The sequence below is a fragment of the Pseudoalteromonas sp. US3C1004 genome, assembly GCF_048401065.1.
Lineage (GTDB): Bacteria > Pseudomonadota > Gammaproteobacteria > Enterobacterales > Alteromonadaceae > Pseudoalteromonas > Pseudoalteromonas undina.
This window is the reverse complement of the sequence record NZ_CP183073.1, coordinates 3,196,396-3,210,306: the sequence shown is the minus strand read 5'-3', so window position 1 is coordinate 3,210,306 and position 13,911 is coordinate 3,196,396. Positions and strand designations below refer to the sequence as shown.

The following is a 13,911-nucleotide window of genomic DNA, read 5'->3' as shown; positions in this document are numbered from 1 at the left end:
TTTAATAGCTTAGGATTATGCTTTAGAGAACTCTTCTTTTGATAGCTCACCGTTTTGGTCAGTATCAAGCTCTGAAAACATGCTCATTAGTTTTGCATCAACTGATGCTTCGCTTTGACTGATCGCGCCGTTGCCGTCAACGTCTAGCGTATCAAAGTCGCTTGCTGCAAAAGCAGCTGATGAAGAAGCCAATGCGATAAGTGCTAAAGTTTTATTAATGCTTTTCATAATCAATCTTCCTTCAAAGTTTATGTTTTATGCGATTAAGTGTTTTACTTTAAATCACGTTTCGTTCAATACAACCTGACTATTACAACTTCGATGCCAACAATAAAAAGCAATTTATTTTCAATAAGTTAAACTTAAAATAGCTTTGGGTGGCGTTATTTTACTCATTATTTTGTTGCTTTTTAGCAACACGGAATAAAGCGATAAAATTAAAACCTTAAAAAACAATGGGTTGGTTTTTATAAAAACACCACACGATCAGTGAAAAACCACTAACAAAGCAAGTTAATTAAACAAAAAGGAAGGTGAGTTGAGATTTATTTTTTTATAAATAAAAAATTAAAATTAAAAAACACATTTAAGCTGCTGTTTTTAAACAGTTTAAAAAATAAATTTAAAGTGACGTTGAAAATTTACAGCCGCACAAGGCTATTTGTTGCAAAATGACGAAATCACGTGAGTATACTGAACTTATAATAGAAGCTTGTTCAACTTGATATGCCCTAAACTATTTCAACTTCAAGCGCACTAGGGTCAATAAAATGATCCCCCATTAGCGCTTTCATTTGCTCTTCACTGGCAAATAATCGAATTCCACAACAGATACCGCTAGCATGTTTTTTTACACTGCATATTTGCCCCTCATGCTTAGTATCACCATCAAATACAACCGTACAGCGCATGTCTTTTAACTCATCGAGTTCTTGGGTTGTTTTAATATCAAACATAACTCCGGTGAGCGAAATGTCTTTTATAACCCCTTCAAAGGGAGGCTGCTCATCGGTTAATGTTAACTTAGCAGGAAACAACGTGGGTATGCGTGCTTGTGAGCGCAGCCCAAACAACTGCACTTGTGAAGGGTATTGAATAAACAACAATTTAGCAGGGTGAGAGGCAACAGACATAAGTTGCTGACGAAACGCAATCACATGCCCGCCACTGCCCTCTATAAGCGCTCTTACCACCACCATAACACCATCACGCAGGTAATCACTTGCCATAGGAAGTCGCTTAGCGCTGGGATAGTTTAAAATAATAAATTTGTTTTCTAATAAACCAATAAACTCCGTTTTTACACGTCGGCTACTGGTTGGTGTCAGTATTTCTACATCGACTATGCCACCTGTGACGATTTGGTTTAACTTTTCCAAATTGGTTTTTTGCATAGTTCCTTCCTAATATTTAAAACATTATCCACGCCAAAATGTTGGGGTAAATAATACTAACAGTGTAAATATCTCTAACCGGCCGAATACCATAGCGACTGTTAGTATCCATTTAGCAGCATCACTAATCGCACCATAATGAGAGGCTACGTCACCCAAACCTGGGCCCAAGTTATTAAGGCAGGCTGCTGTCGCAGAGAATGCGGTAATGTTGTCTAACCCTGTGCCCATTAACGCTAACATTATAATAATAAAGACTAGTGCATAAGCTGAGAAAAAGCCCCATACCGCTTCAACTACTTTGTCAGGTAAGGCCTTACGACCGAGCTTTATTGAATATATAGCTCGAGGATGTACTAGGCGGTTAAGCTCTCGTATCCCTTGCAAGTACAACAAAAACACGCGAACAACTTTCATACCGCCACCGGTAGAACCCGCACAGCCGCCAATAAAGCTCGAAAAAATAAGTAAAATAGGTAAAAACAACGGCCAAGCTGAAAAATTATCTGTGGCAAACCCAGCAGTACTACTAATAGACACCGCTTGAAACAACGCCTGATCGAGGGTTTCATCACCATTTGCATAAACATCATGAGACGAAAGCACAGTAAAGCAAATTACCACCAGCGCTAACTGAATACACAAGAATACTTTAAACTCAGGGTCGCGAATGTACACACTAATATTACGGCTCGCTACAGCGGCATAATGTAGTGAAAAGTTAATAGCGGCTATAATTAAAAAGAACACACAAATAAAGTTAATTACAGGGCTATCAAAGTGCCCCATTGACGCGTCATAAGTAGAAAAACCACCAATAGCAACTGTAGAAAAGGCATGGCATATAGCGTCAAACCAGTTCATCCCTGCGCTCCAATACGCCAAAGTACACGCAAGAGTAATAGATACGTAAATATACCAAAGGTGCTTAGCTGTATCGGCAATACGCGGGGTCATTTTGGAGTCTTTTACTGGGCCAGGAATTTCAGCTCGGTACAACTGCATACCTCCGACGCCAAGCATTGGCAGTATGGCTACTGCTAATACAATGATCCCCATCCCACCAAACCACTGTAATTGCTGGCGATAAAATAATACCGATTTAGGCAAATATTCTATGCCAGTTAATACGGTCGCTCCTGTGGTAGTTAAGCCTGAGAAAGCTTCAAACACTGCATCGGCCAAAGAGAGGTTGGGTTCTTGTAAAAATATCAGCGGCAATGACGCAAACGCCCCTAGTACCAACCAAAACAAAACCACAATTAAGAAGCCTTCGCGTGCTTTTAAATCACCATGCTCATGCCTATTTGGATAGTAAGCCATTAAGCCAATAATAACGCTAAATATAAAGGCTAAAACAAACGGTACCCCTCCGCCATCTTTATAAATTAAAGACACGAGTGCTGGTGGCACCATTGTAATACTAAATAGCGCGACCAGTTGGCCAAGAATTTTTATGATGGTACGAAATTGCATTGAGCGTATCGCTTTTTTATTAGTAAATTAAAATAACTACTGTATGACTCGAAAATTTAATCTGTAGTGATTAAATAGGATGGGTGTAAGACTATTACTCTTTGATTGTTAACTCAACTGCGCCGTGACTTAAATCAAAAATATCTTTGCATGCTTGCTGTGCTTGGCGGCTATCAATAGTAATACTCCACTCAATATTTGCCGTAAACTGCTTTTCAATATTAAGTACCTGAAAGTTGGTTTTTAAGTGCTGTTCTATTGCGCCTTGCATACTGTATTCACTAAAGCCAACCAGCTCAATGCTGGGTACTTTTACCACTGTTTGTAATTTTGCTAAGGCATTATTAAGTGAGCCACCATAAGCACGAACTAATCCACCGGTACCAAGCTTTATACCACCAAAATATCGTGTTACCACAGCAGTTACTTCACCTAGACCAGAGCCCACCAGCACGTTGAGCATAGGTTTACCGGCGGTGCCATTTGGCTCTCCATCGTCAGAAAAACCATAAACATGGCTTCCACCAGGATTACCCGCAACATGCGCCCAACAATTATGGCGTGCATCACTGTATTTTTCTTCAATGTTTTTAATAAAGGCTTTGGCTGAGTTTAAATCAGGCGTGTGGCCTATATGCACAATAAAGGTACTTTTTTTAATTTCTTCTTGATGAAAAACATCGTCGGCTGGGTATTTATATTCTGACATAGCGCTTACTTGGCTGTTAAATTAAAAATGGGGCCAACAGGCCCCTTTCGTGAATAATATAAACTGTTATTAGTTAAATATTAGTCGAGTAATAAATCACGCGTCATATTTTCTAGGCTGTCTTCGTGAACAATAATATTATCTTCAATACGAATGCCGCCAAATGGTTTAAACGCTTCTACTTTTTCCCAGTTAATAAACTGCTTGTTGTCTGTTTGTGCTAAATCACCCAACAAAGAGTCGATAAAGTACAAACCTGGCTCAATAGTAAACACTTGGTTTTTCTCAATTAAGCGAGTGCAGCGTAAAAATGGATGACCCTCTGGTGGTGCCTGATGTGCACCGGTTTCATCACGCATAAAGCCACCTACATCATGTACCTGTGCACCTAAATGATGCCCTAAGCCATGAGGAAAGAAGGTTGAGGTAATTTGACGCTCAACAATTTCAGCTGCAGGTAACTTAACAATATCAAAGTCACTTAGTAACTGTGCAATGCGGTTATGGCAGTCAATGTGTAGCTCGCCATACAGTACACCTGGTTTTAAGCTTTTGCCTAACTCAATCTGATGCGCCGTCATTGCTTTAACTAGATCAGCAAACTCGCCTTGCTTTTTAAAGTCGTAGGTACGGGTAATATCTGCAGCGTAACCATTAAAGTTAGCGCCCGCATCAATTAAAAATGAGTTATGTGTTTGCGGTGCTTTTGGCTCAAAATGGGTGTAGTGCAAAATAGCGCAGTTTTCGTTAAGGGCCACAATGTTGCCATATGGCATTTCATTTTCGCTTTGACGCGTTGCCATTAAGTACGCCTGCTGAATATCAAACTCGCTACCACCATTAAAAAACGCATCACGCGCCGCTTTGTGGCCATCTACTGCAATACGGTTCGCATTACGTAAACATTCAAGTTCATATTGCGTTTTATAAGCACGGTGATAATGAATATAGTTAAGTACTGGCTCAGGATTCATGATGCTAAAACCAAGTGCTTGGGCTACTTCTAGGTATTCACCAATGTAGGCAAATTTAGCTTTATCGTAAGGAAGTAGTTTTTCAACCTGATCAGGCTTTAGTAGCAATTCAATATCGAAGTACTCTGCCCAAAAATCTCTTGGTTCATCAGGTACTTTATGCCAAAAATCAATTGGACGATAAAAAATAAGCTTTGGCTTATCGCTACCATTTACCACAATCCAGCAATGCGGATTATCAATAACCGGTAACCACGCTTTAAAATGGGGGTTAACTTTAAACGGGTAATACATATCATCTAAAAATTGGCGCTTAGCTTGGCCTGAATGAATGACTAATCCTTCTAACCCTTCTTGCTCACAAATAGTACGTGTACGCTGCTGCAATGTTGCAATATGTTCGGCGTATAATACGGCTAATTTTTCCATAATAAACCCATCTGTTAAATTTAACTTGCTCTGAGTCTACCACTTATAAACAAAGCGCTCAAAAAAGAGGGATAGTTACCGTGTAAATATCCCTCTGCTGTTGTAGATTTATTTTTACTACCCGCCCATGGTCATCTCTAATAGTGGCGCGAGTAAATTCCCCTCTCGGCCAAGGCGAGTGTGATAAACCTGCCGATACGCAAATACGTTTTTTACGTAGTCTCGAGTTTCTCTATATGGAATAAGCTCAACCCATAGCTCTGCGGGCATCGCTTCCTCTGGTAGCCAACGCTTAATTCGGTGATACCCGGCGTTATAGGATGCTGTTGCCAACACCTCGTTACCGTGATTTTTCTTTTTTAAATACTGTAAATAACGGGTACCAAGTCGAATATTGGTTTTTGGCTGATACAAGCGACGGCTAGATACATCACCTTTGTTAATATATTTTGCGGTGCTTGGTAATAACTGCATTAACCCGCGTGCATTTGCATGAGAACGGGCATCAGGTGCAAATGAGCTTTCTCGACGCGCAATAGCGATACTCCAAGTTAAATCTATTTTGCTACGATTACTGTAGCGCTCAAACATTTCTTGAAACGCAAATGGAAAACGCAAATCAACATAATCCCATGCTTTTATTTTTGCTAGGGTAAATATTGTACTATCAAACCAATCAAGTTCTGCCGCAAGCACTGACGCTGCTAGCTTTTCATCATCTTCAGAAGTGTTGGTTAAATAATTCCATTCACGTCGGGCCGCTGTAAATCGCTCAAGTTCATATAGTGCCTTAGCACGCTTAAAGCCTGGTGCATTACTGACTTTTGTCACTAAGGCTTGATTTACATTGACTGGTAGCTCATTTAAATCAACCGGCAACCCTAAGCGAGCAGCGGCTAAAAAACCGTAATAATCACGGTTAGCGGCTACCTTGCTCCAAATTGCCTTAGCTTTTTCATGATCTGCGCGTTTGTCATAACTATAAGCAAGCCAATACTGTTGCCCTAAACTAAGATTTTCTTTACCGGTAAAAAATGCCGCAATGCCTTCCCAATCTTGAGTTTTAAGCATATTGGCTAGTTGCCATTGCATTAATTTACGGTCTTGACGCGCTTTAGGGACTTTATTTAAATAAAAGCTCGCCTGGCTATGGCCGCTCGACGCTAACGACAGCGCAAAGGTATAATATACCTCCGCCTTTTCATCATCAGCAAAATCAAACATGCCTTCAATTTTTTGCCACGCCTTTAATGCCAGCTCTTTATCACGCCAAATTAAACGCTTAATACCATAAAGCGCTATTTCCCCTTCTTTGGCTGTTTTACGTTTATAGCGGTAAAGGCCTGCAGCAGCACTAGGATCGCGCCTTACCTTGGAATATAAATCAGCTAAATAACGCTCCTTGGCTGGCAATAAGGTTTTTAAATAAGGCAATAAACGATAAGAGCCCCCTTGTGCCGCTAAAGTAACACGCTGCCACACAACATCAGGGGTTAAATAACCATTTTGTCGCCAGCGCTTAAAAAGCCCGTCACATTCACTGGGCTGTGACTCGCCAACCGTCCAAATATCGGTTACCTGCGAGAGTATTGCTTTTTTAGGCGCACCAAGATCAAGCTGATAACTAAGGTGGGTACAACTAAGCTCAGTGTCAGAGGTTTCACGGTAGTTTTTAATAAATGCTGCTTTTTTATTTCTGCGCTTTAAATAATTTAACCATGCTTTGCGCACTGGCCACTCTAATGGCGTGTGTTCATAAATAGTGAGGAAGTTTTCTATTTCTGTTTGGTGTTTTAAACTGGGGTAGCGCTGCCAAAAGGCTTTTTCTACATAGGGCTTAAGTGGGTGAGACAATGAGTCTACCGCTTCTTTAAAGCTATTGTAATCGCCATAGCGGGCTTGTTTTTCTGCATCTAAAAATGCATCAAGTTCGGTATTTGCGTTGGCAGAGGGAAAAGATAAAAATAGAGTCGCTGCCGCTACGCTTAATAAATATTTTTTCATAATGTCCTTTAGGGCATAGTTACCTTCAAGGCTGACAAGAGTGTGGCTATGGGTAAATAAAAAACAGCGCAGGCACTGTAACTCTATTTTATTTACTTTGATAAAACCCAAGCTATAAACACCAAGACAGCGCAATAAAATGAATAAAAAAAACTTTCAAACCCACCTTAGCACCAAACCAGCTATATTTTAACCAGACGTTTGTAACCAAGATAAATTTTTCGTTGCATTTTTAAATTAAAGCAAGCACACTGGTCTGAATATGAACTCATCGTACCAGTCTTAGTTCATCAACTAGGGAGAATAATAATGTTATATAAAAGCGATTCCTTTGAAGTTAGCTTCGTGAAGGAAAACATCGCCGAGTTTAAGTTTTGTGCTACAGGTTCTGTAAACACATTATCTCAACAAACTCTTTCAGATTGCGCGGCAGCATTAAAAGAATTAGCCGCTAACACTGATATTAAAGGCATGATTTTTACCAGTGATAAAGACCACTTTATTATTGGTGCCGATATCTTCGAATTTTTACCTACTTTTACTAAGCCTGAAGCAGAATTAGTAACGTGGATCAAAGATGCAACTGACGTTTTTGATGCAATTGAAGACTTACCATTCCCAACACTCAGTGTTATAAACGGCTTGGCGCTTGGCGGCGGCTGTGAGTGGGCACTTGCTACCGATTATCGTGTTGCAAGTGACTCAGCAAAAATGGGCTTACCAGAAGTTAAATTAGGCATAATGCCTGGTTTTGGCGGTACAGTGCGCCTTCCGCGCATTATTGGTGCCGATAACGCGATGATGTGGATCACCACAGGTAACGAAAATCGCGCTGCTGACGCCCTTAAAGTAGGTGCATTTGACGCGGTAGTTAGTGCCAACAAACTACAAGAGTCAAGTTTAGCAACACTAGAATTAGCGATTGCTGGCAAGCTAGATTGGCAAGCAAAACGTGCTGTAAAATTACAGCCGCTTAAATTAAACCGTGTTGAGCAAGGCATGAGCTTTGCAATGGCAGAAGGTATGGTAATGGGTAAAACCAAAGGCCACTATCCTGCTCCAGTTATGGCAGTTCGCACTATTAAAGCAGCAGCAAACAGCTCACGCGCCGAAGCAATGGCAATTGAAAATGCCAACTTTGCAAAACTAGCACGTACTAGTGAAGCTGCTGCTCAAACGGGTATCTTTTTAGCAGACCAATACATTAAAGGTAAAGCACGTAAATTTGCTAAACACAGCGATGTAGAAATTAAACAAGCGGCAGTATTAGGCGCGGGTATTATGGGTGGCGGTATTGCATACCAGTCTGCTTATAAAGGCACACCAATCATAATGAAAGACATCCAACAGGATGCGCTAGATTTAGGTATGGGTGAAGCATCTAAACTATTAGGTGCAAAAGTGAAGCGCGGCCACATGCCGATGGAAAAAATGCTAGCAACGCTTAGCAAAATCAAACCAACGCTTAACGATGCAGACCTACAAAACGCCAACATTATTGTTGAAGCCGTAGTAGAAAACCCTAAAGTGAAGCAAGCCGTACTTGCTGATCTTGAAAAGAATATGCCAGAAGGCACGGTACTTACGTCAAATACATCGACTATTTGTATCGACCTACTTGCAGAAGCGCTTGATAAGCCAGAAAACTTCTGTGGTATGCACTTTTTCAATCCAGTACCAAAAATGCCATTAGTTGAAATTATCCGTGGTGCAAAAACCTCGGATAAAACGATTAATGCCGTGGTTGATTACGCCCTTAAACTAGGTAAATCACCGATTGTTGTTAACGATTGCCCAGGCTTTTTTGTAAACCGTGTTTTATTCCCTTACTTTGCTGGCTTTAGCAAATTAGTGGTTGAAGGCGCTAACTTTGCAAAAGTAGATAAAGTAATGGAAAACGTGTTTGGCTGGCCAATGGGCCCGGCTTACCTACTTGATGTTGTAGGTATTGATACGGCTTATCATTGTACTGGCGTAATGGCAGACGGTTTCCCTGAGCGTATGGCACGTGCAGATAAAGACCCAGTGACTGTTTTTGCTAACGAAAAACGTTTTGGTCAAAAGAACAAAGCAGGTTTCTATAAGTACGAAACAGATCGTCGCGGTCGTCTTAAAAAGTCACATGACCAAACAGCGATTGAACTACTTGCACCAATTACAGACGCACCAAAAGAATTTGATAAACAAGAAATCATTGACCGTTGTATGATCCCAATGATCAACGAAGTGCTACTTTGTTTACAAGAAGGCATTGTTGCTTCTCCTCAAGAAGCTGATATGGCACTTGTATACGGTGTTGGTTTCCCTCCATTTAGAGGCGGCGCGTTCCGTTACTTAGATCAAACAGGTTTAGCTAACTTTGTAGCAACTGCTGACAAATACGCTCACCTAGGTGCGATTTACCAAGTATCAGAGCACACTCGCAAGTGGGCTGAAGAAGGCCGTGTTTTCTATAAGGTGGAAGGTTAATATCATGAATAATCCAGTAATTGTAGATTGTATCCGCACACCAATGGGTCGCTCAAAAGGCGGCGTATTTAAAAACAAACGTGCGGAAGACTTAAGCGCTCATTTAATGAAAGGCTTATTAGAACGTAACCCGGCAGTTGACCCTGCGTCAATTGACGATATTTATTGGGGCTGTGTACAGCAAACATTAGAGCAAGGCTTTAACGTTGCACGTAACGCATCTCTACTTGCAGGCATTCCACATTCAGTGCCAGCAACTACAGTTAACCGTTTATGTGGCTCATCAATGCAAGCATTGCATGACGCTGCTCGCGCAATTATGACTGGCGCTGGCGACACATACCTAATTGGTGGCGTTGAGCACATGGGTCACGTGCCTATGACTCACGGTAACGACTTTCACCCAGGCTTAGCTACATCAATTGCACAAGCATCTGGCTCTATGGGTTTAACTGCTGAGTACCTTGCTACTATTCACGGCATTAGCCGTGAGCAACAAGATGAGTTTGCTTACCGCTCGCATCAACGTGCACATGCTGCAACAGTTGAAGGCCGTTTCCGCCGCGAAATTTTAGCAATGGAAGGTCACGATGCTGACGGTTCACTTATTCTTGTTGAAGATGATGAAGTAATTCGTCCAGAAACAACAGTTGAAGGTTTATCGCAGCTACGTCCAGTATTTAACCCTGCTACGGGCTCTGTTACTGCGGGTACATCTTCTGCACTTTCTGACGGCGCATCAGCTATGTTAGTAATGAGCGAAGAAAAAGCAAAAGAACTGGGCTTACCAATTCGTGCACGTATTCGCGCTATGGCTGTTGCCGGTTGCGATCCATCAATCATGGGTTACGGCCCAGTACCTGCAAGTAAAAAAGCATTAGCACAAGCCGGTATTACCATTGATGACATTGACGTAGCTGAGCTAAACGAAGCATTCGCAGCACAATCACTACCTGTGCTTAAAGACTTAGGCTTAGCTGATGTAGTTGACGAAAAAGTGAATTTAAACGGCGGCGCTATCGCACTTGGTCACCCTCTGGGTTGTTCGGGTTCACGTATTAGCACCTCGCTTATTCACTTAATGGAAGACAAAAACGCAAAATACGGTTTAGCAACTATGTGTATTGGTTTAGGCCAAGGCATTGCCACTGTATTTGAACGTGTTCAAGACTAATTAGTTTTTAACATGTAAAACCATCTTGGTGATTAAAAGGCGAACTAGCGCAAGTTAGTTCGCCTTTTTTATGCCACCAGCTTTTGCAGGTTTAAAATGAATAATGTGATCGGGTGCATTAAACTTATTTCAGATTATCTATTAATAAGTTGAGCTGTTTTGTTATACGTAAAATAGTTAACCAACAGCTTTATTTACGCTAAACTACCCGACCTAACCAAGCCGCGACTATTTTTACAGGTAATTTTTATGAGCTTTGATAACCCCGATCACCAATTAGATGCCATCGGCCTTCGTTGCCCAGAGCCGGTGATGATGGTACGCGCTGCGATTCGTAAAATGAGCGATGGTGAAACACTGCTTATTATTGCCGACGACCCTTCAACCACCCGCGACATTCCCAGCTTTTGTACCTTTATGGATCACACGCTAGTGGCTAAAGAAGTTGAAGAATCACCGTATAGGTATGTGGTGAAGAAAGGGTTGTAATCAGCTATCAGCTATCAGCTATCAGCTATCAGCTATCAGCTATCAGCTATCAGCTATCAGCTATCAGCTATCAGCTATCAGCTATCAGCTATCAGCTATCAGCTATCAGCTAAAAATTAAAAAACCGTGTTTGTTAAATCAAGCACGGTTTTTTATTTTATATTTAAGCTAACGACTGACTGCTTATAGCTTACAGCTCTTACTTTTTAGTTATCGTTACTTGCGGCTTATCGTAGTCACTAAAATCAATGCTGACTATGTACGACCCTTTGATTGCGGGTGTGTAGCTAAAGTAATTATAAATGGTATTACAATCGGCGCGCGTTGATTGGCCAAGTGTTAGGCTTTGTCCTGATGGCTGTGAATCGCTGTAGCCACAGTTAAAACCTTCACTAAAATCTGCATCGGCTATTTTAAACTCGTACACTTTACCTGGGGTCGAAAATTTAACTTGAGCTTGATAAAGCGCAGGGCCGACTTGTTTAAATTGATATTGAGGTTCTGCATCCCATAATGTGAAATCCCCTCTTAAATAAATACTGCGATCCAATTCTTGCTGCGGCAACACGTCGTTAATCGAAATTTGGCTGGTACAGGCCGTAAGTAAACCAGCCATTGCTAACGTTAAAATTCGTTTTATAGAGATCATCATTTGTATCCTTTGCATACAGTGAATACTAAAAAGCCAGCATAATGCTGGCTTTTTAAATAGCTATAAGCTGTTATTTTTGTAATACAGAAATATCTGCAATTTCTAAAAATAACCCGCTAAGCTGGCTTAAAAGCGCAAGACGGTTTTGCTTAACAGCTTCATCGTCAGCCATTACCATGACATTGTCAAAAAAGTTATCAACACTCTCACGAATGCCTGCTAATTGGCTCAATGCCTCTTGGTAGTTTCCATCGCTGTACAGTGGTGCTAAATCAGTGGCAAATTTTGCAACTTGCGAAGCCAATACTTTTTCAGCATCATCACTGAGTAAGCTCTGATCGACATTGCCTTGGCTTGTAATGTCATTCTTAGCCAGAATATTACTTACACGCTTATTAGCCGCTGCAAGCGATTCTGCGGCGTCTAATGTACGGAAATGACTTACGGCTTTAACTCGGCGATCAAAGTCAACAGGCTTCGTTGGACGTCGCGCTAGTACGGCTTGAATCACATCTACTTCAATGCCTTCGTCTTGATACCAAGCACGGAAGCGCCCTAGCATAAAGTCAAACACATCCGTTGATACATTTAGGTTAGTCAGCTTTTCACCAAACAAGGTTTGTGATTTAGCAACCAGGTCTAAAATATCAAGCGGTAGCTGTTTTTCTACCATGATACGTAATGCACCAATAGCAGCACGACGAAGTGCAAATGGGTCTTTATCACCTTTTGGTGCTTGGCCTATGCCAAAAATACCCACCAGCGTATCAAACTTATCGGCAATGGCGACTGCACAACTGATCACATTAGTTGGTAAGTTATCACCGGCAAAACGTGGCATGTATTGTTCGTTTTGTGCCACTGCAACTTCTTCTGCTTCACCATCGTGACGCGCGTAATGCATTCCCATTACACCTTGTACATCGGTAAATTCCATTACCATTTCGGTCATTAAGTCTGTTTTACTTAATAAGCCTGCACGCGCTGCTAGCTCTTTGTCGGCACCAAGTTGCTCGGCAATGTAACCAGCTAGTTCACTAATACGCTGTGACTTGTCTTTAAGCGTACCAAGTTGTTTTTGGAACAATACACTATCAAGAGATTCTAAACGGCTTTCTAATGTTTTCTTTTTATCTGTTTCAAAGAAGAACTGCGCATCGGCTAAACGCGGGCGCACTACTTTTTCGTTACCAGAAATAACTACACTAGGATCTTTACTTTCGATGTTAGAGACAAACAAAAACTTATTTAAAAGTTTGCCGTCTTGATCTAATAACGGAAAGTATTTCTGATCGTCTTTCATGGTGTAAATAAGCGCTTCAGCAGGTACATCTAAAAATGCTTCTTCAAATGTGGCTGTTAGCGTTACTGGCCATTCTACCAATGAAGTAACTTCTTCAAGTAAGTCTTCATCCATAGCAACAACGGCATTAACTGCTTTGGCTGCATCTTCTATTTGCGCGCGAATCTGTGCTTTACGCTGTTCGAAGTCAGCAACAACGTAAGCTGATTTAAGTACATCAAACACATCATCAGCATGATCAATGCTAATTTTTTCAGGGTGATGAAAACGATGGCCTTGCAGTTGATTACTCACTTGCTTACCAAGAATTTCACCCTCAACCAATTCACTACCGAATAAAATAGTTACCGTATGCACAGGGCGAATAAATTGTGTTTTATTCGCACCCCAACGCATTGGTTTAGGGATAGGTAGTTTAGCGAGCGCTTTGCTTATAGCGTCGGTCATTAACGTTTTGGTTTCTTGCCCTGCTACTTTAGCAATGTGCAATAACCATGCGCCCTTATCTGTTTCTAGTGTTTGCGCATCTTTTACTTCAATACCACAACCACGAGCCCAACCCATGGCTGCTTTAGTTGGGTTACCCTCAGCATCAAAAGCGGCTTTAGTTGCAGGGCCACGTTTTTCAACTTCTTTGTCTTGTTGTTTAGCTTCAAGTGCTTTTACTTGTAAACCTAAACGACGTGGCGATGCATACCAGTTCACACCTTGGTGACCTAGTTCTAGACTTTCTAATTCTGCTGTTAAGTTTGCAGCAAAGGCTTCGGCTAATTTACGAAGTGCTTTTGGTGGCAACTCTTCGGTGCCAATTTCTACTAATAAATTTTCTGCTGACATG

Annotated in this window: 11 protein-coding genes; 3 read left to right on the top strand and 8 right to left on the bottom strand. The window is 41.3% G+C overall.

Annotation, left to right across the window (positions count from 1 at the left end):
• Positions 1 to 15: 15 nt before the first annotated feature.
• The 6 genes from ACNSN3_RS14950 to ACNSN3_RS14925 form a co-directional block, all read right to left on the bottom strand.
• Positions 16 to 228, bottom strand: a complete 213-nt coding sequence (locus ACNSN3_RS14950; RefSeq protein ID WP_008112941.1) for an EF-hand domain-containing protein — start codon at positions 226 to 228, stop codon at positions 16 to 18.
• A gap of 503 nt (positions 229 to 731) precedes the next feature.
• A complete protein-coding gene (locus ACNSN3_RS14945) occupies positions 732 to 1,394 on the bottom strand; it encodes a flagellar brake domain-containing protein (protein WP_054202927.1) in 663 nt (220 codons plus the stop codon).
• A 24-nt stretch (positions 1,395 to 1,418) separates the two neighbouring features.
• Positions 1,419 to 2,870: a TrkH family potassium uptake protein gene (locus ACNSN3_RS14940; RefSeq protein ID WP_010392733.1), complete on the bottom strand. Its 1,452-nt coding sequence runs from the start codon at positions 2,868 to 2,870 to the stop codon at positions 1,419 to 1,421.
• A 94-nt stretch (positions 2,871 to 2,964) separates the two neighbouring features.
• Positions 2,965 to 3,579, bottom strand: coding sequence for a YigZ family protein (locus ACNSN3_RS14935; RefSeq protein ID WP_076920146.1), 615 nt, complete (start codon positions 3,577 to 3,579; stop codon positions 2,965 to 2,967).
• 80 nt (positions 3,580 to 3,659) lie between these two features.
• Positions 3,660 to 4,982 carry a Xaa-Pro dipeptidase gene (gene pepQ, locus ACNSN3_RS14930; protein WP_010392729.1) on the bottom strand — a complete coding sequence of 441 codons (1,323 nt, stop codon included), beginning with the start codon at positions 4,980 to 4,982 and terminating at the stop codon, positions 3,660 to 3,662.
• Positions 4,983 to 5,099: 117 nt separating this feature from the next.
• On the bottom strand, positions 5,100 to 6,986 hold the full coding sequence (locus tag ACNSN3_RS14925) for a transglycosylase SLT domain-containing protein (protein ID WP_418607949.1): 1,887 nt from the start codon (positions 6,984 to 6,986) through the stop codon (positions 5,100 to 5,102).
• A 309-nt stretch (positions 6,987 to 7,295) separates the two neighbouring features.
• Between ACNSN3_RS14925 and fadB the strand changes: the two genes are divergently transcribed.
• The 3 genes from fadB (at position 7,296) to tusA (ending at position 11,118) form a co-directional block, all read left to right on the top strand.
• Entirely contained in the window at positions 7,296 to 9,455 is a 2,160-nt protein-coding gene (gene fadB / locus ACNSN3_RS14920) for a fatty acid oxidation complex subunit alpha FadB (protein ID WP_418607947.1), read from the top strand.
• Between the two features lie 4 nt (positions 9,456 to 9,459).
• Complete coding sequence (gene fadA, locus ACNSN3_RS14915; protein ID WP_010392722.1) at positions 9,460 to 10,629, top strand: acetyl-CoA C-acyltransferase FadA; 1,170 nt, start codon at positions 9,460 to 9,462, stop codon at positions 10,627 to 10,629.
• A gap of 249 nt (positions 10,630 to 10,878) precedes the next feature.
• Positions 10,879 to 11,118 carry a sulfurtransferase TusA gene (gene tusA, locus ACNSN3_RS14910; RefSeq protein WP_008112953.1) on the top strand — a complete coding sequence of 80 codons (240 nt, stop codon included), beginning with the start codon at positions 10,879 to 10,881 and terminating at the stop codon, positions 11,116 to 11,118.
• 199 nt (positions 11,119 to 11,317) lie between these two features.
• On the opposite strand, the gene ACNSN3_RS14905 is transcribed toward tusA, so the two are convergent.
• Positions 11,318 to 11,767, bottom strand: coding sequence for a hypothetical protein (locus ACNSN3_RS14905; protein WP_055013147.1), 450 nt, complete (start codon positions 11,765 to 11,767; stop codon positions 11,318 to 11,320).
• A 73-nt stretch (positions 11,768 to 11,840) separates the two neighbouring features.
• Positions 11,841 to 13,910, bottom strand: coding sequence for a glycine--tRNA ligase subunit beta (gene glyS, locus ACNSN3_RS14900; protein ID WP_418607945.1), 2,070 nt, complete (start codon positions 13,908 to 13,910; stop codon positions 11,841 to 11,843).
• Position 13,911: the final 1 nt, after the last annotated feature.